Here is a 22,923-nt window from a genome sequence, read left to right on the forward strand (position 1 = left end):
TCTACTCTTGGAGCTGGAATTCCCCTTCCAGCTCCAGCGAGACCTCGTCGCCCACGGCGGGCAGGTAGCCGGTCATGCCGAATTCCGAGCGCCGGATCGTCGCCTTGCCGTCGAAGCCGAGCGTGTAGCGCTTGCTCACCGGATGCACCCCGGCGGCGTTGAAGGTGACGCGCAGCGTCACCGGTTTCGTCACGCCATGCAGGGTCAGCCGTCCGTGGACCCGGGCGCCGCGCTCCCCCGTCCGTTCCACCTTCTCCGCCACGAAATGCGCCGTCGGGAAGCGGGACAGGTCGAAGAAATCCGCCGTCCGCAGATGCCGGTCGAGATCCGCGTCGCCGGTCCGCAGCCCGTCCACCCGCACCGTCACGTCGAGCGCGGTGCGGGCAATGTTCGCGGGATCAAGCACCAGCTGCGCCTCGACCCCGGTGATCTGCCCGCGGTAGATCGACAGGCCGAAATGATTCACCGCCCAGGTGATGCGGCCATGCGCGGAATCCAGGCGGTAGCGGCCCGCGCGGATCGCCATCGGGTCGCGGTTCATGGCGGGGGCGCCCTGCGGCAGGGCGGGGGTGGCGGGGAGCAGGAGGAGGGGCAGCAGGAGCCCGGCCAGGACGCGTCGCCTCATATCCCCCGAATCTCCCCCGTCTTCCGTGCCGGCCCGCGATGCCGTGCATTGGGCGGGGTGGCGGCCATCCGGTCAACCCGGTCCGCCCGGTGGTCCCCGCGCCATGGCCGGGCCGCCGCGTAGCCCCCCTTGCCCTGGGCCGATGGGCACCCTATGCGCCATAACCGGGAAACCAACAGAGGGATACCTGCCGTGGCCGCCATCGCCGATATCATCGCGCGCGAGGTCCTCGACTCGCGCGGCAATCCCACGGTCGAAGTCGATGTGGTGCTGGATTCCGGCGCCGCCGGCCGCGCCGCCGTGCCCTCGGGGGCGTCGACCGGCGCCCATGAGGCCGTGGAGCTGCGGGACGGCGACAAGTCCCGCTACGGCGGCAAGGGCGTGGCCAAGGCCATCGCCAATGTCGAGGGCGAGATCTTCGACGCCATCTCGGGCATGGAATCGACCGAGCAGGTCAAGATCGACGAGACCATGATCGAGCTCGACGGCACCCCCAACAAGGGCCGCCTGGGCGCCAACGCGATCCTGGCCGTCTCGCTCGCCGTGGCCAAGGCCTCGGCCGCCGACCTGGGCATGCCGCTCTACCGCTATGTCGGCGGCGTCTATGCCCGCACCCTGCCGGTGCCGATGATGAACATCATCAATGGCGGCCAGCACGCGGACAACCCGATCGACATCCAGGAATTCATGATCATGCCGGTCTCCGCCGGCACCGAGGCCGATGCCGTCCGCATGGGCGCCGAGGTCTTCCACGCGCTGAAGAAGAAGCTGCACGACGCCGGCCACAACACCAATGTGGGCGACGAGGGCGGCTTCGCGCCGAACCTGAAGTCGGCCGAGGAAGCGCTGGGCTTCATCGCCCAGGCCTGCGAGGCGGCGGGCCACCGCGTCGGGGAGGACATCGTCTTCGCGCTCGACTGCGCCTCGACCGAGTTCTTCAGGAACGGCGTCTATGACATGGAAGGCGAGGGCAAGAAGCTCGACGCCGCCGGCATGGTCGATTACTTGGCCGGACTGTGCGGCAAGTTCCCGATTGTCTCGATCGAGGACGGCTGCGCCGAGGACGACTGGGAAGGCTGGAAGCTCCTCACCGAGAAGCTGGGCGCCAAGTGCAACCTCGTGGGCGACGACCTCTTCGTCACCAACCCGGAGCGGCTGCGCCAGGGCATCGAGCAGGGCATCGCCAACGCCATCCTGGTGAAGGTGAACCAGATCGGCTCGCTGACCGAGACGCTGGAGGCCGTCGAGATGGCACACCGCGCCGGCTACAAGGCGGTGATGTCGCACCGCTCCGGCGAGACCGAGGACGCCACCATCGCCGACCTCGCCGTGGCGACCAATTGCGGACAGATCAAGACCGGCTCGCTGTCCCGTTCCGACCGGCTGGCCAAGTACAACCAGCTGATCCGTATCGAGGGCGGCCTGGGCACCTCCGCGCGCTACGCCGGCCGCTCCGTGCTGCCGCGCGGCTGAGCGCGCCGCGGGGTACCCCTCCGGGTGCCCCGCCACCGCCCCGCAACGCACGCCCGGCGGGGCGGCGGGGACACACCGGCACCGCGAAACCATTCCTTGCGCGTTGAATCCCTTGCACGTTCGCACGTGCGAGTGTCTTCTCGCGGCCATTGAGGGGTTTTCATCGCTCGGGGGGCGATCAACCATGTTGAAGTCGATCAAGAGACGCCTGCAGGGGGCTGTGCTGCCGGCGGTCTTTCTGGCCATCTGCGCCTATTTCGCCCATCACGCGATCAGCGGCTCGCGCGGCACGGAAGCCAGGGCCGTGCGCATGGCGCAGATCGAGGATGCCAGGAGCGAGCTTCGCCTCGCCGAGGCGGAGCGGGACGCCATGGACCGCCGGGTCGCCGGGCTGCGGGCCGAGCACCTGGACCGCGACATGCTCGACGAGCGCGCCCGTGCCCTGCTGAACGTCGTGGGCAAGGACGAGATCGTGATTCCCTACGGACCCAACGAGCGCCTGTTCTGATCCATCCGCGTCCGGGCAGGCCCCGCGGCCTGCCCGGACGCGCCGCCCGTGCCCACGGGCAGCGCGTCCGGAAGGGTTCTTGTGCGCCGCAAAAAGACATAGTGTGGCATCCGCCAAGTCTTCGCGCCGGTCATCTAGAAGTTTAAATGTATAGATAGGGCCGCCTTTCCCCTTTCATTGAAGAATGATGGAAAGGTGGACGAAAAATCTCCTGCTGCAATGCAGCATCAATTACTTACGACCTGTCCGGCTGCTTGGGTGCGCTTGCGGGCGCGCCGTCTCCCGCGTATCTGCCAAGTTGAGGCTGCCGCCGCGAATACCGGCAGATAGCCCATCAGGACAGCAGCGAGAGGGCCCCCATGATCCAGGGCGTCGAACCGACCTCCAAGCAGCGCCGCGGGAAGTCCAAGGATCCATCCGCCTTGCGCGAGGAATTGCTGAAGGCCTATCGCGACATGGTGCTGATCCGGCGTTTCGAGGAGCGCGCGGGACAGCTCTACGGCATGGGCCTGATCGGCGGCTTCTGCCACCTCTACATCGGCCAGGAGGCCGTGGTGGTGGGCATGCAGATGTGCCTGAAGCCCGGCGATCAGGTGATCACCTCCTATCGCGACCACGGCCACATGCTCGCCACGGGCATGGAGGCGCGCGGCGTGATGGCGGAGCTGACCGGCCGCGCCACGGGCTATTCCAAGGGCAAGGGCGGCTCGATGCACATGTTCAGCGTCGAGAAGGGCTTCTTCGGCGGCCACGGCATCGTGGGCGCGCAGGTCTCGCTCGGCGCCGGCCTGGCCTTCTCGAACTGGTACCGCCAGACCGACAATGTCAGCCTGACCTATTTCGGGGAGGGCGCGTCGAACCAGGGCCAGGTCTACGAGAGCTTCAACATGGCCGCGCTGATGAAGCTGCCGGTCGTGTTCATCATCGAGAACAACAAGTACGGCATGGGCACGAGCGTCGAGCGTTCCTCGGCCTCCAAGAACCTGTCGCAGAACGGCGCGCCCTGGGGCATCCCCGGGGAGCAGGTGGACGGCATGGACGTGCTGGCGGTCAGGGAGGCCGGCGAGCGCGCCGTGGCCCATTGCCGCGAGGGCAAGGGCCCGTACCTGCTGGAGATGAAGACCTACCGCTACCGCGGCCACTCCATGTCCGACCCGGCCAAGTACCGCACCCGCGACGAGGTGCAGCAGATGCGCGAGACGCACGACGCCATCGAGATGGTGCGCAAGCGGCTGCAGGAGCTCGGCGTGGACGAGGCCGAGACGAAGAAGATCGACGACGAGGTGAAGGCCATCGTCACCGATGCCGCCGAGTTCGCGCAGACCTCGCCCGAACCCGACGAATCCGAACTCTGGACCGATGTTATGGTGGAGAGCCGCTGAGATGGGTGCCACTCTCCTGATGCCTGCCCTGTCGCCCACGATGACCGAGGGCAAGCTGGCGCGCTGGCTGAAGAAGGAAGGCGACGAGGTCCGCTCCGGCGACATCATCGCCGAGATCGAGACCGACAAGGCCACGATGGAATTCGAGGCCGTGGACGAGGGCAAGCTGACGAAGATCCTGGTGCCCGAGGGCACCGAGGGCGTCAGCGTCAACGCCCCGATCGCGGAGCTGGACGGTGGCGGGGAGGGCGCGAAGCCCGCCGCGCCGGGCGCCGACAGCAACCAGCCGACCGAGCCTGCCCCTCCTGCCGCCGCGCATACCGGCGTGGCGAAAGAGGCGGAGGACCACAAGAAGGTGGCCGAGAAGGGCGCGGCCGAGCGCCCCGAGGCCTCGGCCAAGCCGATCGCCCCGGAGAAGGACTGGGGCCCGACCAAGCCGACCACCGTGCGCGAGGCGCTGCGCGACGCCATGGCGCTGGAGATGCGGGCGGATGACCGCGTCTACCTGATGGGCGAGGAGGTCGCGCAGTACCAGGGCGCCTACAAGATCTCCCAGGGCCTGCTGGACGAGTTCGGCCCGCGCCGCGTGATCGACACGCCGATCACCGAGCACGGCTTCACCGGCATCGCGGTGGGTTCGGCCATGAACGGGCTGAAGCCGATCCTGGAGTTCATGACCTTCAACTTCGCCATGCAGGCGATCGACCAGATCATCAACTCCGCCGCCAAGACCCGCTACATGTCGGGCGGCCAGATCGAGTGCCCGATCGTCTTCCGTGGCCCGAACGGCGCCGCCGCCCGCGTCGCCGCGCAGCACAGCCAGGACTATGCCGCCTGGTATGCCAGCGTGCCCGGTCTGGTGGTGATGGCGCCCTGGTCGGCGGCCGATGCCAAGGGCCTGCTGCGCGCCGCGATCCGCGACCCGAACCCGGTCATCTTCCTCGAGAACGAGATCCTCTACGGCCAGACCTTCGAGTGTCCGACCGCCGAGGACTTCGTGCTGCCGATCGGCAAGGCCAAGATCGAGCGCGAGGGCAAGGACGTCACCATCGTCGCCTATTCGATCGAGGTCGGCCTCGCGATGCAGGCGGCGGAGCAGCTCGCGGGCGAGGGGATCGAGGCGGAGGTCATCAACCTGCGCACGCTGCGGCCGCTCGACACCGGGACCGTCGTGGATTCGGTGAAGAAGACCAACCGCCTCGTCATCGTGCAGGAGGCCTGGCCCTATGCCGGCATCGGCGCCGAGGTGGCGATGCGGGTGATGGAGGAGGCCTTCGACTACCTCGACGCGCCGCCGGCCCGGGTCTGCGCCGCCGATGTGCCGCTGCCCTATGCCGCGAACCTGGAGAAGCTGGCCCTGCCGCATCTCTCGCAGGTGGTGGACGCGGTGAAATCCGTGACCTACCGCAAGTAAGGGGCGCATCCGCATGGCCACCAACATCCTGATGCCCGCCCTGTCCCCCACCATGACGGAGGGGACGCTGGCGCGCTGGCTCAAGAAGGAAGGCGACACGGTCAAGTCCGGCGACATCCTCGCCGAGATCGAGACCGACAAGGCCACGATGGAGTTCGAGGCCGTCGACGAGGGCGTCCTGGGCAAGATCCTGGTGCCCGACGGTTCCGAGGGCGTGAAGGTCAACGCGCCCATCGGCATCATGATCGAGGAAGGCGAGGCGGTGCCCTCCGGCGCCCCGGCCGCCAACGGGAAGGGAGGGGAGGGCAACACCTCCCCCTCCGGCAGCCCGGCGCTGGAAGCGGTCAAGGAAGCCGGCGGCAAGGTGGCGGGCGCCGCCGAGCAGCCGGTCCCCGCGCCGCAGCCCAAGGGCGAGGCCGCGCCGGCCGCGTCCGCGGGCGGCGGCTCCAACGGCCGCGTCTTCGCCTCGCCGCTCGCCCGCCGCATGGCGGAACAGGCGGGGATCGACCTGGGCGCCGTGCAGGGCTCCGGCCCGAACGGGCGGATCGTGAAGGCGGATATCGAGGCGGCCCAGAAGAAGGGGGGTGTTCAGGGTGGCGCCGCCGCGAAGCCGGCCGCCGCGGCCCAGCCCGCCGCCGCTCCCGCCGCCGCGCCGCAGGCGGAGGCACCGAAGCCCGCGCCCAAGGCCCCGGCGATCACGGCCCCGCACAAGGCGATCCCGAACAGCTCGATGCGCAAGGTCATCGCGCGCCGCCTGTCGGAATCCAAGCAGACCGTCCCGCATTTCTACGTCTCGATGGACATCCAGCTCGATGCGCTGCTGAAGCTGCGCGCCGACCTGAACGCCCGCGCGCCGAAGGACGGGCCGGGCGCCTTCAAGCTCTCGGTCAACGACCTGGTGATCAAGGCGGCGGCGGCGACGCTGCGGAAGTTCCCCAACGTCAACGCGACCTGGACCGACGACGCGATCATCCAGTACGACGACGTGGACATCTCGGTGGCCGTGTCGATCCCGGAAGGGCTGATCACGCCGATCGTGCGTAAGGCCGACCAGAAGGGCCTCGCCACCATCTCCAACGAGATGAAGGACCTCGCCGCCCGCGCCAAGTCCGGTAAGCTGAAGCCCGAGGAGTTCCAGGGCGGCGGCTTCTCCATCTCGAACATGGGCATGTTCGGGGTGAAGGACTTCGCGGCGATCATCAACCCGCCGCAGGCCGGCATCCTGGCGGTCTCCTCCGGGGAGCAGCGCCCGGTGGTGAAGGACGGCGCCCTGGCGGTCGCCACGGTCATGACCTGCACGCTCTCCGTCGATCACCGCGTGGTCGATGGCGCGCTGGCGGCGGAATGGCTGGCCTCCTTCAAGAAGACGGTCGAGGACCCGCTGAGCCTGATGCTGTGACCCCGCTGCTGCGGGACGCCGTTCCGGCCGATATCCCCGTGCTGCTGCGCCTCACCCGGGCGCTGGCGGCCCATGAGGGGCAGCCGGAGCGGGTGACCGCAACGGAGGACGACCTGCGGCGCGCCTTCTTCGGCGCGCCGCCCGTGGCCTGGGCCCTGCTGGTGGAGCGGGACGGCGTGCCGCTCGGCTATGCCGCCTGGACTTTCCGCTTCCGCATGTACAGCGGCCGCAGCCTGATGCACGCCACCACGGTCTTCGTCGAGGAAGCGGCCCGGGGGCAGGGCATCGGCCGGGCCATCTTCGCCGATCTGGCGCGCCGTGCCCTGGCCGCCGGCTGCGACCGGCTGGAATGGGGCGTGAAGGACGACAACGTAGCGGCCGTCGCTTTCTACGACCGGCTCGGGGCCGGCACGGCCATCGGTCACCAGCGCCGCTATCTCGATGGCGAGGCGCTGCGGGGCCTCGCGGCCTGACCGCCATGGCGCGCCCAGCTGGCCATCTCTCCCCGCTGCTCCAGGCCGGGGCCGCCTTCGCCCTGTGCCTCGCGGTGCTGCTGGCGGTCGGCTCGGCCGCGCGGCCCCGCACGCTGGATGTCTTCGACCAGCGCTTCTACGCCATGACGGCCTGGGACCTGGTGCATCACGGCGTCTATTCCGACGGCTTCTTCGACAAGGTGGACAGCAGCCGGGAGGTCCCGCCGCCCGGCATGTTCCTCGGCCCCGGCTATCCGCTGCTCCTCGCCGGAATGATGGAACTCGACCCCCGGCTGCGCGAGAACGCGGCCTGCCTCGTCCGCCACTGGTCCAGCGGCGACGTGGCGCAGAACTGCCCGCCTTATCGTGGCCTCACTCTGCCGGTGCAGATGGCGCTCTGTGCCGGCGCGCTGGCCTTCCTGTTCGCCGCCGCGCGGCGCCTGTCCGGCAGCACGGCCATCGCGGCGCTTGCCACCGGCATCGGCCTCGGCACGCTGGCGAGCTATGCCAAGCTCATCACCCTGGCCATGACCGAGAGCCTGGGCCTCTTCCTCTTCGCCGGCGCGGCGCTGCTGTTCCTCCGTCTGTTCCAGGATCGCGGCCCGCGCGGCCTCCCGGCCCTGCTGGCGGGCGCGGCCCTCGGCCTGCTGGTGCTGACGCGCCCCAGCCACATGGTGCTGATCCCCGTGGCGCTGCTGGCCGTCGCCGTCTTCGCCGCGCGCGGGCGGCTTTCCTGGCCGGCGCTGCCGCTCCTCGCGCTGGGCCTCGCGCTGCCGCTGCTGCCCTGGATGATCCGCAACGGGCTCGTGCTCGGCCACTTCGCCCTGAGCGCCGGCTACGGCCCCGCCGTGCTGGTCGAGCGCCTGTCCTACAACGACATGACGGCACGCCAGCTCCTGGCCTCCTTCCTCTACTGGCTGCCGGATTTCGGCGACAACCTCGCCACCGCCCTGTTCGGCCGGGACACGGTCTGGCCGCTCGACTGGGACCGGCCCGGCAGCTTCTACGACCTGGGCCAGCAGCACCGCGAGGCGGCCCTGGCGCTGTCCGGCGGCATCGACGCGCATTTCGCCGCGATCGTGCGGGAGGGCATCCTGCTCCACCCGTTCTGGCACGCGCTGACCACGCTCTCCCTCGCCTGGAGAGGGCTGTGGATCGGCCGCTATTGGGGGATCGGCATGGTTCTCCTGGCGCCCTTCGGCCTTGCCGCCGCGCGCCGCGCCGGCCGGCTGACGCCGCTCCTGCTCTACGCCGCGCCCGCCTGGATCATGCTCCTCGTCCATGCCGGGGCCTCGGTGAACCAGGAACGCTACAACCTCGCCCTGATGCTCGGCGGCGCCATTGCCGCGGCCTGGGGAATCCTCTCACTCGCGGCTCGGCGGATGCCGGCGCTGCGCCGCCTGCCGGGTCTGGCGGCGGGCTGATCACACGGAAGGACAAGAACCGATGGCCGAGCAGTTCGACCTGGTGGTGGTGGGCGGTGGCCCCGGCGGCTATGTCGCGGCGATTCGCGCGGCGCAGCTGAAGATGAAGGTGGCGCTGGTGGAGCGCGAGAACCTGGGCGGCATCTGCCTCAACTGGGGCTGCATCCCGACCAAGGCGCTGCTGCGCGCCAGCGAGATCAACCACCTGCTGCACACGCTGGATGCCTATGGCTTCGCCGCCGACAATATCCGCTTCGACTTCCAGAAGGTGGTCAAGCGCTCCCGCGCGGTCGCCTCGCAGCTCTCGGGCGGCGTGAAGCACCTGCTGAAGAAGAACAAGGTCACGGTCTTCGACGGCCATGCGAAGCTGGCGGGGCCGGGCAGGCTCTCGGTGGCCAAGGACGGCAAGCCGGTCGCCGAGATCCAGGCGAAGCACATCGTGCTCGCCACCGGTGCCCGCGCCCGCGTCCTCCCCGGCATCGAGCCGGACGGCAAGCTGATCTGGTCCTACCGCGAGGCCCTGGTGCCGCAGGAGATGCCGAAGTCGCTGGTGGTGATCGGCTCCGGCGCCATCGGCTCGGAATTCGCCTCCTTCTACCTGAACATGGGCGCCAAGGTGACGCTGATCGAGGCGCTGGACCGCATCCTGCCGGTCGAGGATGCCGAGGTCAGCGCCTTCGTGCAGAAGGCCTTCCAGAAGCAGGGCATGACCGTCCTGGCCGGCGCCAAGGTGCAGGGCGTGAAGAAGGGCGCCGACAGCGTGACCGTCACGGTCGAGGCCGGCGGCAAGACCCAGGAGATCACCGCCGACCGGCTGATCTCGGCGGTCGGCATCGTCGGCAATGTCGAGGATCTCGGCCTGGAAGGCACCAAGGTGAAGGTGGAGCGGACCCATGTGGTCACCACCGGCTTCGGCGAGACCGGGGAGCCCGGCGTCTACGCCATCGGCGACCTGACCGGCGCGCCCTGGCTGGCGCACAAGGCCAGCCACGAGGCCATCGCCTGCATCGAGGCCATCGCCGGCGGCCATCCGCACAAGATGGACACGAACAACATTCCGGGCTGCACCTATTGCCGCCCGCAGGTCGCCTCGGTGGGGCTGACCGAGGCCAAGGCCAAGGAGGCCGGGCACGAGGTGCGCGTCGGCCGCTTCCCCTTCATCGGCAACGGCAAGGCGATCGCGCTGGGCGAGCCCGAGGGCTTCATCAAGACCGTCTTCGACAGCAAGACCGGGGAGCTGCTGGGCGCCCACATGGTCGGGCCCGAGGTGACGGAGATGATCCAGGGCTATGTCATCGCCAAGACGATGGAAACCACCGAGCAGGAGCTCATGGACACGATCTTCCCCCATCCCACGGTCTCGGAAGCCATGCATGAGTCGGTGCTTGATGCCTATGGCCGCGTGATCCACATCTAGGGACGTCATGGCCAACCGTATCCTGGTGGACCACCGCGCCGGCGGCGCGGTGCAGCGGAGCGGCGAGGCGGCAGCGGCCGTCATCGCCCCCACCCCGAACGAGGAGGTGCGCGCCGCGCTGGCGGCGCGCGAACCCTCGCCTGTGCCGCCGCGCCCGGCCATCCCCTCGGCCGCAGTTCCCTCCGCGGCCGCTCTGCGCCATCCGGAGAAGGCGCACCGGCCGGACAACCCGATCAAGCGCAAGCCGGAATGGATCCGGGTCAAGGCCCCGACCCATCCGGTCTATCACGAGACGCGCGAGTTGATGCGCGACAACAAGCTCGTGACGGTCTGCGAGGAAGCCGCCTGCCCGAATATCGGGGAGTGCTGGTCCAAGCGCCACGCGACCATGATGATCATGGGCGAGATCTGCACGCGCGCCTGCTCCTTCTGCAACATCACCACCGGCATGCCGAAGCATCTGGACGCGGACGAGCCGCGCCGGGTCGGCGACGCCGTGGCCAAGCTCGGCCTCCAGCACGTCGTCGTCACCTCGGTGGACCGCGACGACCTGAAGGATGGCGGCGCCCGGCATTTCGCCGAGACCATCGGCGCCATCCGCCGCGCCGCGCCGGACACGACCATCGAGATCCTGACCCCCGACTTCCTGCGCAAGGACGGGGCGCTGGAAGTGGTGGTCGAGGCGAGGCCGGATGTCTTCAACCACAATCTGGAGACGGTGCCGAAGCTCTATCCGAGCATCCGCCCCGGCGCCCGCTACTTCCACTCGCTCCGCCTGCTGGACCGGGTGAAGGAGCTGGACCCGATGATCTTCACAAAGTCCGGTATCATGGTCGGGCTGGGCGAGACCCGGGTCGAGGTGCTGCAGGTCATGGACGACATGCGCTCGGCTGAGATCGACTTCCTGACCATCGGCCAGTACCTGCAGCCCACGGTCAAGCATGCCGCCGTGGACCGTTTCGTGGAGCCGGCGGAGTTCGAGGACTATGCCGCCATGGCGCGCTCGAAGGGCTTCCTGCTGGTCTCGGCCACGCCGCTGACCCGTTCCTCCTACCACGCCGACCGTGACTTCGCGGCGCTCCGGGCCGCCCGCGAGGCCCGGCTCGGGATGCAACCGGCCGGGCAGGGGGCGCGTTCGGCCGTCTGATGCCGACCCATGCAGAAAAGAGGCTGCTCCGGTACACGCCGCAGCAGATGTTCGATCTGGTCGCGGATGTCGGCCGGTACCCGGAATTCCTGCCCTGGTGCGTGGGCGCAAGGGTCATTTCGGGCGACGAGAAGAAGCTGGTGGCCGATCTGACCATCGGCTTCAAGATGTTCCGCGAGACCTTCCGCTCCCAGGTCACGCTGGACCGGCCGGACCATGTCCAGGTCGAATACCTGAATGGTCCCTTCCGCTACCTGAACAACCAGTGGCGCTTCCGGCCCGTGCCGCAGCCAGGCGGCGGTACGGGCTGCGAAGTCGACTTCTTCGTGGATTTCGAGTTCCGCTCACGCCTGCTCCAGGCGGTGATCGGCACCGTCTTCGGTGAGGCGGTGAGGCTGATGGTCCGGGCCTTCGAACGCCGCGCCATGGCCCTCTATGGCCGCCCCGGCGTCACCCAGCCGCGTGGCGAGCCGCAGCCGATCAGCTAGAAAACAATAGGATCAGCAGGTTGGAGGCGTTTCCTGACTGCTTTCTTGAAGCCTCCATGAAGCGGGCTGATACGGGGCATCAGGTTTTCTGACTCGCCTCCGCCGCGCTTCCGGGCGCAGCGTCACGGGTCATGGAACCCTATATCCTCTACGGCGACCGCCGCTCCGGCTCCTGCACCGCGGAAATGGCCCTGGCGGAAATCGGTGCCCCCGTGGAGTTGCGTCCGGTGCCCCTGGAAGGCGACCATCAGCTCTCCGACGAATATCGCAGGATCAACCCGATGGGCCGTGTTCCTGCGATGCTGCTTCCGGATGGAACGGTGCTGACGGAGAGCCTCGCCATCCTGCTGACCCTGGCGGACCGGCACCCCGAAGCGGCCCTTCTGCCGCCGCCCGGCGATCCGGCACGCGCCCGGGCCCTGCGCTGGATGGCGCTGGCCGCCGGGGAATTCTATCCGCACGTGACCCGCGTCGATTATCCGGAGCGCTTCAGCGCCGATCCGTCCCATGCCCTTGCCATCCGCGAGCGCGCGCGCGAGATGGGACGGGAGATCTGGCTTCTGGTGGAGCGGGAGGCGAGGCCGGACCCCTTCATCCTGGGATCGCGCTTCTCGGCGGCGGATATCTATCTCTCGGTCCTGACCCGCTGGATGGGCGGGAAGGACTGGATACCGGCCCACTGCCCGAGGCTGGAGGCGCTGACCCGGGCCGTGGCGGCGCGCCCCGGCGCCGGACCGGTCTGGCGGAAGCACTTCCAGCCGGGCGGCGCCGGCTGAGCCATCACCCCATCAGGGCGGCGACCCCCACCGCCACCAGCACGTTGAGCAGCCCCGCCAGCACCATCACCGTGCTGGCCACGGAACCGTCCTGCGCCGAAAGCTGGTAGGCCCGCCCGACGCCGGCGCCATGCGCGCCCATGCCGAGCATGGCACCGCGCGCGAAGCCGCTGCGCAGGCGCAGCAGGCGGATCAGCGCCGGCCCGATCGTGGCGCCGAAGATGCCGGTGATGGCCACGAAGCTGGCGGTGATGCCGGGGACGCCACCGATCTCCTGCGAGGCGATCATGGCGAAGGGCGTGGTCACGGAGCGCGGAAAGAGGCTCAACTCCATGGTCGGCGAGAAGTGCAGCAGATGTGCCATCGCGGCCGAGACGGCGACGGACAGCACGCTGCCCGCCAGCACTCCGGCCGTCAGCACCGGCCAGTAGCGTCGGATCAGCGCCCGCTGGTCGTAGATCGGCAGCGCGAAGGAGATGGTCGCCGGCCCCAGCAGCGCCCCCAGCCAGGCGGTGCCGCCGAGATAGGTCCGGTAGTCCGAATGGGCCATCGGGATCAGCACCAGCAGCGAGACCCAGGTGAGCAGCAGCGGCGAACTCCACCATGCCAGGAAGCGGCGGTGCAGGGCTCGGCTGCCCGCATAGATCGCCAGCGTCGCCAGCAGCCAGGCCAGGGCGGCGAGGGGATGCTCAGGCCACATGATGCCCGTCCCGGAGAGTGCCTTCGCGCGCCTCGGCCCGCTCGATGGCGCGGATGCAGAACTCCACCACCAGCCCGGTCCCCGCCATCACGGCCAGCGTGCCGGCCACCACGGAGAGCAGCACCAGCAGGCCGTCGCGGCTGAGGAATTCCGGATGGTCCAGCAGCGCCAGCATGGGCGGCACGAAGAAGAGCATCAGGTGGTCCTGCAGGACCAGCGCGCCACGTCGCAGGCTTTCCGGCCGCATCAGGCGGGAGGCGAGGAGCACCAGCACGAGCCCCAGGCCCAGGATGGTGCCGGGCAGGCCGATCCCCGTCCGCTGCACCAGTTGCCCGCTGACCCAGGAGACCAGGACGAAGAAGCCGGCCTGGAGCCACCAGCGCTTCTGGAACTCGTGCCGCAAGGGTCCTGCGAGGTTGACGGGGATGCTCATGGCTGATGTCCGCTGGGGCGTCGGAGGCAGAAAGATAGGCCGCGCCGCAGCATACCCAAAATGAATTGCTGGAATTCAGCCCATTCCGATACAGAATAGGGTATGGACCTGCGCGCCCTCCGGGCCTTCGTCGAGGTCGTGCGGCGCAACGGCTTCTCCGCCGCCAGCCGCGAGATCTTCGCGAGCCAACCCACCGTCAGCAAGGCCGTCCGCCAGTTGGAGGACGAGGTGGGCCTCGACCTGCTGCACCGCCTGCCCCATGGGGTGAGGCCCACGGAGGCCGGGGAGGTCGTGCTGCGCCATGCCCAGGCCATGCTGGCCAGCCGCGACACCATGCTGGCCGAGCTGGACGCGCTGCGCGGGCTGACGCGCGGCCACCTGCGCCTGGGGCTGACCCCCTTCGGCAGTGCCGCGCTCTTCGCGCCGCTGGTCGGGCGTTTCCGGGCCGCGCATCCGGACATCACCATCGCCCTGCTGGAACAGGGCTCGCTGACTCTGTCGGAAGCCGTGCTGGGCGGGGAGATCGAGATGGCCATGGCCATTCTGCCGATCGCCGCGGGGCTGGAATGGCAGCCGGTCTGGGACGATCCGCTGGTCGCCCTGCTGCCGGAGGGCGACCCGCTTTCCGGCCGGGAGGCGATCCGGCTGGAGGAGCTGCGCGACCGGCCGCTGATCCTCTTCGAGACCGGCTTCGCGCTGAACGAGGTGATCCAGCGCGCCTGCGCCGCCCGCGGCTTCGCCCCGCGCGAGGCGGCGCGCAGCGGGCAGAGCGACTTCATCACCGCCCTGGTGGCCTCCGGCCTGGGCGTGGCGCTGCTGCCCCGCCTGATGGTCGCCCCCCGCGCGCCGCTCTCCATGCCCGTGGCGCTGGTCGAGGAGCCCGACCTGCGCTGGCAGTGCGGGCTGATCTGGCGGCAGGACGGCGCGCTCTCCCCGGCGGCCAGGGCCTGGCTGGAGATGGTGCGGGCCGCCCTGCCTCTGCGCCGCTGATCCGGGGCGCGAGGGGATGACGCGATGCGCCATCCCTGCCAGTTTCCCCGCCGAAGCAGTGTCAGGAGTCCGCGCGCATGGTCCATGCCCCGCCCCGCCCGCCCGCCGGTGCGCCGCCCGTCCGGATCAACCTCTATTCCGACACCCAGACCCGCCCGACCCCGGCGATGCTGGAGGCCATGACCCGGGCCGAGGTGGGCGACGACCAGTCGGGCAACGACCCGACCATCAACGCGCTCTGCGACCGCATGGCGGCCCTGCTGGGCAAGGAGGCGGCGGTCTTCCTGCCCTCCGGCACCATGTGCAACGTCATCGCCACGCTGGTCCACACACGGCCGGGCGACGAGATCCTGGCGCATGAGACGGCGCATATCATCAACAGCGAAGGCGGCGCCCATGCCGCGCTGGGCGGGGTGCAGATCACCGGGCTCGCCGGCCCGCGCGGCATGTTCGATGCCGAGGCCGTCCGCGCCGCCATCCGCCCGCGCAACCGCAACGCCCCGCCCCAGACCATGCTGGAGGTCGAGCAGACCTCGAACCATGGCGGCGGCGCGGTCTGGCCGAAGGCGCAGCTCGATGCCGTGGCGGCGGTGGCGCATGAGCAGGGCTGGGCCACGCATATGGACGGCGCCCGGCTGCTGAACGCCTGCGTCGCCTCCGGCATCCCGGCCGCGGAGATGTGCGCCGGCTTCGACACCGCCTGGCTCGACTTCACCAAGGGCCTCGGTGCCCCGCTCGGCGCGGTGCTCTGCGGGTCGGAGGAGTTCATCGGCCATGCCTGGCGCTGGAAGCAGCGGCTGGGCGGGGCGATGCGCCAGGGCGGCGTCTGCGCCGCGGCCTGCCTCTACGCCCTCGACCACCACGTGGACCGGCTGGCCGAGGACCACATGAACGCCGCCGCCCTGGCGCGCGGCCTGAAGCAGATCCCGGGCATCGAGGTGACCGATCCGGATACCAACCTGGTCTATTTCGACCCGCGCGGCGCCGGCTTCTCGCCCGCCGATCTGCAGACGGAGCTGCGCCGCCAGGGCATCCTGGTCAGTGCCCTGGCCGGCAAGATACGCGCCTGCACGCATCTCGACGTGTCCTCGGGTATGATCGAGGAAACCCTGGCCGCCATCCGCGGCATCGTCGCGGAACGCTGATCGGCGCGACCCGGGGGAGGCTCCGCCGCCCCCGGCGTCAGGCCGCCTCGCCCAGCAGGCGGAGCGCCTCGGCCACGGTCGCGGCGCGGACCGCCGTGCGGTCGCCGGGGAAGACGTGGCGCAGCGCGCGCACCGGCCGGCCCCGCCGGGCGAGGCCGAACCAGACCGTCCCCACCGGCTTGCCCGGCACGGCGCCGCCGGGCCCGGCGATGCCCGTCACCGCCACGGCGAGGTCGGCGCCGGAACGTTCCAGCGCGCCCTCGGCCATGGCGCGGGCGGTTTCCTCGCTGACCGCGCCCACCGAGGCGATCACCGCCTCCGGCACGCCCAGCATCGCCGTCTTGGCCCCGTTGGAATAGGTCACGAACCCCGCCAGCACCGTGGCGGAGGAGCCGGGGACGGCCGTCAGCGCGGCGGCGATCAGCCCGCCCGTGCAGCTTTCCGCCGTGGCCAGGGTCAGCCCCCGGGCCTGGAGGCGTTCCAGCAGGCGCCCGGCCTGCGCCAGGGTCTCGTCAGGCAGCATCACGGCAGGCTCCGCGCGATCGCCAGCACGGCGGCGGCGAGCGCCCCGGCCAGCACGTCGTCCAGCATCACCCAGACCGGCCCGTCGCGCCGGTCGGCCCAGCGGACCGGCGGCGGCTTCAGGATGTCGAAGAAGCGGAACAGAAGGAAGGCGGCCAGCACCCAGGCAAGACCGGCCTGCGGCGCCAGCGCGGCCAGGGCGAAGCTCTGCCCGGCGGCCTCGTCCACCACCACCCAGGGCGGGTCGCTCTGCGCCCGGGGCAGGCGGCTGACGGCCAGCACCCCGGCCAGGGTGAAGAGCACCGCCGCCAGCATGCAGGGCCCGGGGCCGAGCCAGGCGAGGGGCAGGACCAGGGCCGAGCCCCAGGTGCCGGGCGCCGGGCGCATACGCCCCACGCCGCCCATGGAGGCGACGAGGATCGCGAGGCGCGGGGTCGCCGCTTGTTGGGCCAGGGTGGTCACGCCAGCTGGTCCAGGAAGGCATCCAGGCGCGGGGCGATCTCCGGTTCCTCCAGAAGCGGGGCATGGCCGGAGGTCGGGTGGACCACGAGCTCCAGGTCCGGCTTCTCCCCCCGCATCCGGTTCACCGTGGCGGCGGAAAGGATCTCGCTCAGCTCGCCCCAGACCAGCAGGACCGGGATGTCGTGCAGGCCGGAAAAGAGCGGGCCGAAATCGCTCACCGCCGCACCCGTGTCCATGGCCCGCGCGATGCGCAGGTCCCATCGCGGGTGCAGGCGGCCGTCGGGGCCGCGCTTGTAGGTGCGCGCGGCGAGGCGCAGCCAGCCGGCCTCGTCGGCCACCGGAAGCTGCGGTTGCACCCGGCGGAGATACTGGGCCGCCTCGGCCTCCGAGGCGAAGGCAGGGTCCCGCCCCAGGAACTCCCGCACCCGGCCGACCCCGCCGCTCTCGATGCGCGGACCGATATCGTTCAGCACCACGCCCCGCAGCATGGCCGGCCGCTGGAGCGCCAGGAACATGGAGAGCAGCCCGCCGAAGGAGGTGCCCACAGTGACCACCCGCGGCATGCCCAGCGCGGCGCAGACATCCAGCACATCGGCCAGGGCCTCGCGCGGGTCGTAGCGCGTGACCTCGGCGGCGCGGTCGCTTTCCCCATGGCCGATATAGTCGAGCGCCACCACGCGGCGCTGCCCGGCATGGCGCTCCGCCAGGCCGGCGAAGTCCAGCGCGTTGCGCCCGATCCCGGACAGGCAGAGCAGCGGGGTGCGCGAGGCGTCGCCCGCCCAGTCCAGCACCGCCAGGGTGTATCCGTCGCGGCTGCGTATCCGGCGCTCCCGCGGAGCCTGTTCCGCCATGCTCAGGGAGCCAGCCAGCGGGCCAGGGGATGGGGCTGCGCCCCGTCGCCGCCGAGGGCACGATAGACGACCATGTTCTCGATCACGCGCTGCACGTAGTTCCGGGTCTCGGAGAAGGGGATCAGCTCCACCCAGTCGATCATGTCCACGCCGGGCGTGCCCGGCTCGCCATAGGTGGCCAGCCATTCCGCGACCCGGCGCGGCCCGGCATTGTAGGCCGCCGCCGCCAGGGCCGGGTTGTCGCCGAAGCGGGCGAGCTGGTCGCCCAGGTAGATCGAGCCGAGCTTCATGTTGTGCGCCGGGTCGCTGGTCAGCCAGCCGAACTGGTGCGGGATCCCGTTCCTGCGCGCCACCTCGGCCGCCGTCGTGGGCAGCAGCTGCATCAGCCCGCGGGCATTGGAGGGCGAGACCGCCTGGGGGTCGAAATTGCTTTCCTGGCGCGAGATGGCGCGGACCAGGGCCGGCTCCAGCCCGTCCGGCGTGGGGTAGGGGGTGGGCCAGCCCTCGGGCACCAGGGCCACGCCGTCGATGCCGGAGCGGCGCGAGACCCAGACCGCCTGGTCCGGCCGCCCGGTGCTGTCCGCCAGCCGCGCCACCAGCAGCCGCGTTCCCGCATCCGGCGACAGCTCCTCCAGCCGCAGCAGGAAGGGCAGGGCGCGCCGCTGCAACCCGAGATCGGCCAGGGTGAGCACCGCCCGGGGAAGTTCCCGGTCCACGAAGAGCGCGGTCTGGCCGGGTGGCGGCGGGGCGGCGCCGGCGGCGCGGATGCGCTCCGCCAGCCGGGCGGGGCTCTCGTTCAGGGTGAAGGAGGCGAGCTGCCCGTAATAGGAGGTCGGCAGGCTGGCGGCGGCGTTCCAGGCGGCCTTGGCGCCGGCCGTATCGCCCTGCGCGGCCAGGGCGCGGCCCTGCCAGTAGGCGGCGCGGGAGCGCGTGATGATGCTGGTGCTGCCCTCGGCCACCCGGCTGAAATGCAGATGCGCGGTGGCGGGCTCGTTCAGGCGGCGCAGGGCGATCCAGCCGGCCAGGAACTCCGCCTCACCGCGCGCGGCACCCGGCCCGGGCTGGCCGTGCTCGGCCGCGACCCGGTAGGCGGCGCGCGGCTCGTTCAGGCGGATCAGCTTGCGGGCGAGGACCTCGCGCTCCGTCCAGACCGCCCGGGCGGCCTCGGGGGAAAGGTTCCGTTGCAGCCGCGCGGCGGCTTCCCAGACCGTGGCGGCCTCGGCATCGCGGTCGCGCCGCCGCAGCCAGCGGGCCTGTTCCACCAGCAGCCCCAGATCGGGCGTGCTCACGGCGGGCAGCAGCGCCTCCGCCTCCGGCCGGTCCCCGGCCAGCGCCAGCCGGGCCGAGGCCGCGGGGCGGCGCGCCGGGTCGAGATAGGGCATCACCCGCGCCGCCGCGCCGAGTTCGCGGGCATAGGCGAGCCGGTCGAAGCGCTGCCAGTGGTCCTCCGGCGTCAGCACCGAGGCGTTGCGGGCCAAAAAGCCGGGCTCCGCGATGGCGTCGCCCGGGGCCTGCACCCAGGCGGCGCGCAGCACGGGCGTGACCTCGCCCAGCCTTCCGGCGCGGTTCAGCGCATCCGCATAGCGCTGCGCGCCCTCCAGGCCGCGCGGCGGATGCTGCGCGAAGAAGCGCAGCGCCAGCGCGTCGTCGGGGTCGTTGACCAGCGCCTCCTCGGCGCGCTTCGCCATCAGGGCGGGCAGCGGCCAGTCCGGATTGGCCTCGATCCAGGCGGCCAGCTCGCCTGCCGTGGCCTGGTCCTTGGCCTGGAGGCGAATCCAGGTGACCAGCTTGCGGACCATCGGATCGGCGGTGAGGGCGAGGCCCTGGGCCTCCATCATCCGGCCGGAATCCGCCATGGCCAGGGCCACCCGCCCGGCATTGCGCTGGTCTTCCGGCGACCAGGGCTGGGCGGGAATGGATCTCGGGAAGGCGACGGTGGCGAGCAGCAGGGCGATGGCGGCACGGCGCATGACATCGCCTTTACCCGAGCGCGGCGGCTTTGTCCCGTGGCGGGTTGCGGCCGGGGGCGGTCGTTTCGCGCCTGGTTCATCCCGATCCGCCCTCCGTTCCGGCGGGCCGCCCCCGGCACGCCGGAAATCCCCACGCCGGGGCCGCACGCATCCCGGCGCGGAAGCCGTCCCGCGCCGCCTTGTTCCGCGCCCGCCGGACGCCTAGTTTCGGCGACTTCCCCCCGCCATCCGGCGGGGCCCATGATTTCCGCCCGCCATCCTCAAGGATCATCCGCCATGTTCAAGGGCTCCCTCGTCGCCCTGGTCACCCCGATGACGCGCGAAGGAGCCCTGGACGAGAAAGCCTTCCGCGACCACGTCGAATGGCAGGTCGAGCAGGGCACCCAGGGCTTCATCCCCGTCGGCACCACGGGCGAGAGCCCGACCCTGTCCCATGCCGAGCACGACCGCGTGGTGGAGCTCTGCGTCGAGGTCGCCGCCGGCCGCGTGCCGGTGATGGCCGGCGCCGGCTCCAACAGCACGGCCGAGGCGATCCGCCTGACCCGCCATGCCAAGGAGGTGGGCGCGGATGCCGCGCTGGTGGTCACGCCCTACTACAACAAGCCGACGCAGGAGGGGCTGTACCGCCACTTCATGGCCGTCGCCGATGCGGTGGACCTGCCGGTGGTGATCTACAACATCCCGCCGCGCTCGGTGGTGGACATGAGCGTCGAGACCATGGCGCGGCTGGCGAAGCACCCCAATATCGTGGGGGTGAAGGACGCCACGGCGAACCTCGCCCGCCCGCTGCACACCCGCGCCGCCTGCGGCCCGGATTTCTGCCAGCTTTCCGGCGAGGACCACACGGCGGTGGCCTTCCTGGCCGCCGGCGGCCATGGCTGCATCAGCGTCACCGCCAATGTCGCCCCGCGCCTGTGCCGGGAGATGCACGATGCCTGGGCCGGGGGCCGGGTGGCCGAGGCCATCGCGATCCAGGACCGGCTGCTGCCGGTGCATGACGCGATGTTCTGCGAGACCTCGCCGGGGCCGGTGAAGCATGCCGCCAGCCTGCTGGGCTATGGTTCCGACCATTGCCGCCTGCCCCTGGCGCCGATCGCGGAGGCCAGCCGTGGCCGGGTGCGCGAGGCGATGGTGGCGGCGGGACTGCTCAACTGAATGTGGCGCCCGGGGCGAGGCCCCCGGGGTGCCAGGGCGTGACGGCCGGCGGGCGTGACAGCCCGAGGCCGGGCCACGCGATGACAGGAAAGGCCGGAAACCGGCCCGCCAGGTGCGCGGGACACGGGCTCCGGGAACGGACAGCATGGCAGAGCCACGCAGGAAGGGCCTGATCAGCCACGGAACCGCCGCGACCAACCGCAAGGCGCGTTTCGACTACAAGATCAACGACACGGTGGAGGCGGGCATCATGCTCGTCGGGCCGGAGGTGAAGTCGCTGCGCGCCGGCCGCGCCACGCTGACCGAGGCCTGGGCAGGCGAGCGGGACGGGGAGATGTGGCTGTTCAACTGCTACATCCCCGAATGGCAGGCGGGTTCGGTGGTGGCGAAGTTCGAGCCGCGCCGCCCGCGCAAGCTGCTGCTCCACCGCAAGCAGATGACCTCGCTGGCCGGGGCGGTCTCCAAGGAAGGCGCGACCCTGGTGCCGCTGGAGATCCTGTTCAACCAGCGCGGCATGGCCAAGGTCGTGCTGGGCCTCGCCGAGGGCAAGAACAAGGCCGACAAGCGCGCCGCCATCGCCGACCGCGAATGGAAGCGCGACAAGGCCCGGCTGATGCGCGACCGGGGCTGAAGCCGGGGCCGAGGTAGGTCGTCGCCTTCCACACCGCCACCGGCCATGTCGGCATGATCGGCGCGCTGGTGCTGGTGTCGGTCCTCGCCCTGCGCGCCTCCCCGGCCCGAGCGGACGCGCCGCTGGCACGGGAACTGCCCGCCACGCCCTGAAGCCGCGCTCGCCGGGGCGCGATGCGGCCCGTTGCGCCACCGGCCCCGCCGCCTCATCTGCCATCCCTGCCGCCGCGCGAGGAGGGATGGGATGAGCGAGGATGGGACCGGGCCGGCCGGGCGTATCCGCGAGAAGCTGGTGGAAACCAAGCGTCGCTGGGCCGAGGAGGGCCGCCTGCTCACCGGCAGGCCCGGCGATCCGGAGCGGGACCGCCTGCCGCCCGGCCAGCGCCTGGTGACCGACTTCCCGGTGCTGGATCTCGGCGTGCAGCCCGAGGTGCCGCTGGACCGCGCGAAGCTGCGGATCGACGGGCTTGTGGCGGCACCGGCGCTGCTCGACTGGGACGCGCTCCAGGCCATGCCGCAGCAGGGCTTCCGCAACGACATCCACTGCGTCACGCAGTGGTCACGCTACGACAACGACTGGGACGGCGTGCCGGTCAGAGCCCTGATGGGGCATGTGCGGGTGAAGGACGAGGCCCGCTTCGTCTCGCTCGAATCCCATGACGGCTACACCACCAATCTCGCCATGGAGGATTTCGCGCGGCCCGCGAACCTGCTGGCCTTCCGCTGGAACGGCGCGCCGCTGACGCGGCAGCATGGTGGGCCGATGCGGTTGGTGGTGCCGCACCTGTATTTCTGGAAGAGCCCCAAATGGCTGCGGCGGATCGAGTTCCTGGCGCAGGACCGGCCGGGCTTCTGGGAGGTCCGCGGCTATCACCACCGCGGCGATCCCTGGCTGGAGGAACGCTACGGCTGAACGCGGCCCACGCCTCCGGTGGATGCGATGCGCGTCAGAAGCTCACGCGCAGCGAAGCGACACCGACCATCGGACGGCGTTCCGCCGGATCGTACTCGACGGCGGCACAGACCAGGGCGCCGACGGAGACCTCGCCCAGGTTCTCGATCCGGCCGATATCGTAGCGCGCACCCAGGGCCATCTGCGGACGGCTGTCCCAGACCGCCTTGGTCTGGGGCAGGAAGGGCGAGGCCCTGGCGATCGTGAAGCGGTCGTTCAGCCCTTCGGCATCACCCAGCCGCGCGATGACGTAGACGCTGTCGCCGCCGATGTTCTGCGACGGCACCGCGCCGCCGAAAGCGGCGGTGATCACCAGCCCGCCACCCGAATTCCGCAAGGGCTGTGCCAGGGCATGGCCGGAGGCACAGGCGAGCAGAAGCACCGCCAGCCCACCCACGAGCCCCTTTCCGATCCGAAAATCCCGCAAGACCCCGCCCCCTGCATCCCGTTGTGCGATGCGGCATCAAACCCGCCCCGGCCCTCATAGGGGCCCTCACTGCCCCATTGCAAACACAATTTCGCCCCAATTTCCTTCGATCCGCGGTCGGAAAAACTGAATTCCATCAACATATAAAAGACTTCAACTC

Annotated in this window: 24 protein-coding genes; 16 read left to right on the forward strand and 8 right to left on the reverse strand. The window is 70.7% G+C overall.

The genetic code is table 11. From position 1 onward, the window contains the following. Window position 1 precedes the first annotated feature (1 nt). Entirely contained in the window at window positions 2-625 is a 624-nt protein-coding gene (locus tag CTJ15_RS08440; protein WP_019460313.1) for a YceI family protein, read from the reverse strand. Window positions 626-817: 192 nt separating this feature from the next. On the opposite strand from CTJ15_RS08440, the gene eno reads away from it, so the two are divergent. The 11 genes from eno (at window position 818) to CTJ15_RS08495 (ending at window position 12,526) form a co-directional block, all read left to right on the forward strand. Next, window positions 818-2,098: a phosphopyruvate hydratase gene (eno, locus tag CTJ15_RS08445; RefSeq protein ID WP_019460312.1), complete on the forward strand. Its 1,281-nt coding sequence runs from the start codon at window positions 818-820 to the stop codon at window positions 2,096-2,098. Between the two features lie 184 nt (window positions 2,099-2,282). After that, window positions 2,283-2,606 carry a septum formation initiator family protein gene (locus CTJ15_RS08450; protein ID WP_019460311.1) on the forward strand — a complete coding sequence of 108 codons (324 nt, stop codon included), beginning with the start codon at window positions 2,283-2,285 and terminating at the stop codon, window positions 2,604-2,606. 455 nt (window positions 2,607-3,061) lie between these two features. Continuing rightward, the gene (gene pdhA / locus CTJ15_RS08455) at window positions 3,062-3,988 is read left to right on the forward strand and encodes a pyruvate dehydrogenase (acetyl-transferring) E1 component subunit alpha (RefSeq protein WP_369924170.1); all 927 of its coding nucleotides are present in this window, start codon (window positions 3,062-3,064) and stop codon (window positions 3,986-3,988) included. A gap of 1 nt (window position 3,989) precedes the next feature. Continuing rightward, window positions 3,990-5,402 (forward strand): pyruvate dehydrogenase complex E1 component subunit beta, encoded by a 1,413-nt coding sequence (locus tag CTJ15_RS08460; RefSeq protein ID WP_099781474.1) that lies wholly within the window; start codon window positions 3,990-3,992, stop codon window positions 5,400-5,402. Between the two features lie 13 nt (window positions 5,403-5,415). Further along, on the forward strand, window positions 5,416-6,801 hold the full coding sequence (locus CTJ15_RS08465; protein ID WP_075822922.1) for a pyruvate dehydrogenase complex dihydrolipoamide acetyltransferase: 1,386 nt from the start codon (window positions 5,416-5,418) through the stop codon (window positions 6,799-6,801). Further along, a complete protein-coding gene (locus CTJ15_RS08470) occupies window positions 6,798-7,274 on the forward strand; it encodes a GNAT family N-acetyltransferase (RefSeq protein WP_193009657.1) in 477 nt (158 codons plus the stop codon). The genes CTJ15_RS08465 and CTJ15_RS08470 overlap by 4 nt, the downstream gene beginning before the upstream one ends. Window positions 7,275-7,279: 5 nt before the next feature. Continuing rightward, complete coding sequence (locus tag CTJ15_RS08475; protein ID WP_099781476.1) at window positions 7,280-8,698, forward strand: hypothetical protein; 1,419 nt, start codon at window positions 7,280-7,282, stop codon at window positions 8,696-8,698. A gap of 22 nt (window positions 8,699-8,720) precedes the next feature. Then, entirely contained in the window at window positions 8,721-10,115 is a 1,395-nt protein-coding gene (gene lpdA, locus CTJ15_RS08480; protein ID WP_099781477.1) for a dihydrolipoyl dehydrogenase, read from the forward strand. 7 nt (window positions 10,116-10,122) lie between these two features. Continuing rightward, entirely contained in the window at window positions 10,123-11,262 is a 1,140-nt protein-coding gene (gene lipA, locus CTJ15_RS08485) for a lipoyl synthase (protein WP_226946089.1), read from the forward strand. Further along, window positions 11,262-11,750, forward strand: coding sequence for a type II toxin-antitoxin system RatA family toxin (locus CTJ15_RS08490; RefSeq protein WP_075822947.1), 489 nt, complete (start codon window positions 11,262-11,264; stop codon window positions 11,748-11,750). The genes lipA and CTJ15_RS08490 overlap by 1 nt, the downstream gene beginning before the upstream one ends. Window positions 11,751-11,881: 131 nt before the next feature. Next, window positions 11,882-12,526, forward strand: a complete 645-nt coding sequence (locus tag CTJ15_RS08495; protein WP_075822948.1) for a glutathione S-transferase family protein — start codon at window positions 11,882-11,884, stop codon at window positions 12,524-12,526. A 4-nt stretch (window positions 12,527-12,530) separates the two neighbouring features. Here the strand turns inward: CTJ15_RS08495 and CTJ15_RS08500 are convergent, their stop codons facing one another. Next, entirely contained in the window at window positions 12,531-13,226 is a 696-nt protein-coding gene (locus tag CTJ15_RS08500) for an LrgB family protein (protein ID WP_019460301.1), read from the reverse strand. Continuing rightward, the gene (locus tag CTJ15_RS08505; RefSeq protein WP_019460300.1) at window positions 13,216-13,659 is read right to left on the reverse strand and encodes a CidA/LrgA family protein; all 444 of its coding nucleotides are present in this window, start codon (window positions 13,657-13,659) and stop codon (window positions 13,216-13,218) included. The genes CTJ15_RS08500 and CTJ15_RS08505 overlap by 11 nt, the downstream gene beginning before the upstream one ends. Before the next feature lie 102 nt (window positions 13,660-13,761). Between CTJ15_RS08505 and CTJ15_RS08510 the strand changes: the two genes are divergently transcribed. Together CTJ15_RS08510 and CTJ15_RS08515 are read left to right on the forward strand one after the other, a co-directional pair. After that, window positions 13,762-14,649: a LysR family transcriptional regulator gene (locus CTJ15_RS08510; protein ID WP_019460299.1), complete on the forward strand. Its 888-nt coding sequence runs from the start codon at window positions 13,762-13,764 to the stop codon at window positions 14,647-14,649. A 77-nt stretch (window positions 14,650-14,726) separates the two neighbouring features. After that, window positions 14,727-15,794: a low specificity L-threonine aldolase gene (locus tag CTJ15_RS08515; protein WP_019460298.1), complete on the forward strand. Its 1,068-nt coding sequence runs from the start codon at window positions 14,727-14,729 to the stop codon at window positions 15,792-15,794. A gap of 37 nt (window positions 15,795-15,831) precedes the next feature. Here the strand turns inward: CTJ15_RS08515 and CTJ15_RS08520 are convergent, their stop codons facing one another. Genes CTJ15_RS08520 through CTJ15_RS08535 form a run of 4 tightly spaced genes read right to left on the reverse strand, consistent with a single transcriptional unit; the run spans window position 15,832 to window position 19,599 of the window. After that, entirely contained in the window at window positions 15,832-16,317 is a 486-nt protein-coding gene (locus tag CTJ15_RS08520; protein ID WP_099781478.1) for a CinA family protein, read from the reverse strand. Beyond that, window positions 16,317-16,778 (reverse strand): phosphatidylglycerophosphatase A, encoded by a 462-nt coding sequence (locus CTJ15_RS08525; protein WP_099781479.1) that lies wholly within the window; start codon window positions 16,776-16,778, stop codon window positions 16,317-16,319. The genes CTJ15_RS08520 and CTJ15_RS08525 overlap by 1 nt, the downstream gene beginning before the upstream one ends. Then, the gene (locus tag CTJ15_RS08530; protein WP_075823513.1) at window positions 16,775-17,629 is read right to left on the reverse strand and encodes an alpha/beta fold hydrolase; all 855 of its coding nucleotides are present in this window, start codon (window positions 17,627-17,629) and stop codon (window positions 16,775-16,777) included. Before CTJ15_RS08530 ends, CTJ15_RS08525 begins: the two co-directional genes overlap by 4 nt. Window positions 17,630-17,631: 2 nt before the next feature. Further along, window positions 17,632-19,599 (reverse strand): lytic transglycosylase domain-containing protein, encoded by a 1,968-nt coding sequence (locus CTJ15_RS08535; RefSeq protein WP_099781480.1) that lies wholly within the window; start codon window positions 19,597-19,599, stop codon window positions 17,632-17,634. Between the two features lie 276 nt (window positions 19,600-19,875). Here CTJ15_RS08535 and dapA point away from each other — a divergent pair, with 276 nt between their 5' ends. The 3 genes from dapA (at window position 19,876) to CTJ15_RS08550 (ending at window position 22,297) form a co-directional block, all read left to right on the forward strand. Further along, window positions 19,876-20,754, forward strand: coding sequence for a 4-hydroxy-tetrahydrodipicolinate synthase (dapA, locus tag CTJ15_RS08540; RefSeq protein ID WP_075821918.1), 879 nt, complete (start codon window positions 19,876-19,878; stop codon window positions 20,752-20,754). A 145-nt stretch (window positions 20,755-20,899) separates the two neighbouring features. Then, window positions 20,900-21,385 carry an SsrA-binding protein SmpB gene (gene smpB, locus CTJ15_RS08545; protein WP_075821919.1) on the forward strand — a complete coding sequence of 162 codons (486 nt, stop codon included), beginning with the start codon at window positions 20,900-20,902 and terminating at the stop codon, window positions 21,383-21,385. Window positions 21,386-21,628: 243 nt separating this feature from the next. Then, on the forward strand, window positions 21,629-22,297 hold the full coding sequence (locus CTJ15_RS08550; RefSeq protein ID WP_099781481.1) for a sulfite oxidase-like oxidoreductase: 669 nt from the start codon (window positions 21,629-21,631) through the stop codon (window positions 22,295-22,297). 34 nt (window positions 22,298-22,331) lie between these two features. Here the strand turns inward: CTJ15_RS08550 and CTJ15_RS08555 are convergent, their stop codons facing one another. Next, complete coding sequence (locus tag CTJ15_RS08555; protein WP_058390031.1) at window positions 22,332-22,733, reverse strand: hypothetical protein; 402 nt, start codon at window positions 22,731-22,733, stop codon at window positions 22,332-22,334. Between the last annotated feature and the right edge of the window lie 190 nt (window positions 22,734-22,923).

This window comes from Roseomonas sp. FDAARGOS_362 (assembly GCF_002754815.1).
Taxonomy (GTDB): Bacteria; Pseudomonadota; Alphaproteobacteria; order Acetobacterales; family Acetobacteraceae; genus Roseomonas; species Roseomonas mucosa.

What these genes read in the sequence shown, in the direction of transcription:
- CTJ15_RS08500 (WP_019460301.1), bottom strand. Translation starts at nt 13,226, where the DNA reads ATGTGGCCTGAGCATCCCCTCGCCGCCCTGGCCTGGCTGCTGGCGACG.
- pdhA (WP_369924170.1), top strand. Translation starts at nt 3,062, where the DNA reads ATGGTGCTGATCCGGCGTTTCGAGGAGCGCGCGGGACAGCTCTACGGC.
- dapA (WP_075821918.1), top strand. Translation starts at nt 19,876, where the DNA reads ATGTTCAAGGGCTCCCTCGTCGCCCTGGTCACCCCGATGACGCGCGAA.
- smpB (WP_075821919.1), top strand. Translation starts at nt 20,900, where the DNA reads ATGGCAGAGCCACGCAGGAAGGGCCTGATCAGCCACGGAACCGCCGCG.
- CTJ15_RS08450 (WP_019460311.1), top strand. Translation starts at nt 2,283, where the DNA reads ATGTTGAAGTCGATCAAGAGACGCCTGCAGGGGGCTGTGCTGCCGGCG.
- CTJ15_RS08505 (WP_019460300.1), bottom strand. Translation starts at nt 13,659, where the DNA reads ATGAGCATCCCCGTCAACCTCGCAGGACCCTTGCGGCACGAGTTCCAG.
- CTJ15_RS08465 (WP_075822922.1), top strand. Translation starts at nt 5,416, where the DNA reads ATGGCCACCAACATCCTGATGCCCGCCCTGTCCCCCACCATGACGGAG.
- CTJ15_RS08520 (WP_099781478.1), bottom strand. Translation starts at nt 16,317, where the DNA reads ATGCTGCCTGACGAGACCCTGGCGCAGGCCGGGCGCCTGCTGGAACGC.
- CTJ15_RS08550 (WP_099781481.1), top strand. Translation starts at nt 21,629, where the DNA reads ATGAGCGAGGATGGGACCGGGCCGGCCGGGCGTATCCGCGAGAAGCTG.
- CTJ15_RS08460 (WP_099781474.1), top strand. Translation starts at nt 3,990, where the DNA reads ATGGGTGCCACTCTCCTGATGCCTGCCCTGTCGCCCACGATGACCGAG.
- CTJ15_RS08530 (WP_075823513.1), bottom strand. Translation starts at nt 17,629, where the DNA reads ATGGCGGAACAGGCTCCGCGGGAGCGCCGGATACGCAGCCGCGACGGA.
- CTJ15_RS08440 (WP_019460313.1), bottom strand. Translation starts at nt 625, where the DNA reads ATGAGGCGACGCGTCCTGGCCGGGCTCCTGCTGCCCCTCCTCCTGCTC.
- CTJ15_RS08515 (WP_019460298.1), top strand. Translation starts at nt 14,727, where the DNA reads ATGGTCCATGCCCCGCCCCGCCCGCCCGCCGGTGCGCCGCCCGTCCGG.
- lpdA (WP_099781477.1), top strand. Translation starts at nt 8,721, where the DNA reads ATGGCCGAGCAGTTCGACCTGGTGGTGGTGGGCGGTGGCCCCGGCGGC.
- CTJ15_RS08535 (WP_099781480.1), bottom strand. Translation starts at nt 19,599, where the DNA reads ATGCGCCGTGCCGCCATCGCCCTGCTGCTCGCCACCGTCGCCTTCCCG.
- CTJ15_RS08475 (WP_099781476.1), top strand. Translation starts at nt 7,280, where the DNA reads ATGGCGCGCCCAGCTGGCCATCTCTCCCCGCTGCTCCAGGCCGGGGCC.
- lipA (WP_226946089.1), top strand. Translation starts at nt 10,123, where the DNA reads ATGGCCAACCGTATCCTGGTGGACCACCGCGCCGGCGGCGCGGTGCAG.
- CTJ15_RS08495 (WP_075822948.1), top strand. Translation starts at nt 11,882, where the DNA reads ATGGAACCCTATATCCTCTACGGCGACCGCCGCTCCGGCTCCTGCACC.
- CTJ15_RS08510 (WP_019460299.1), top strand. Translation starts at nt 13,762, where the DNA reads ATGGACCTGCGCGCCCTCCGGGCCTTCGTCGAGGTCGTGCGGCGCAAC.
- CTJ15_RS08490 (WP_075822947.1), top strand. Translation starts at nt 11,262, where the DNA reads ATGCCGACCCATGCAGAAAAGAGGCTGCTCCGGTACACGCCGCAGCAG.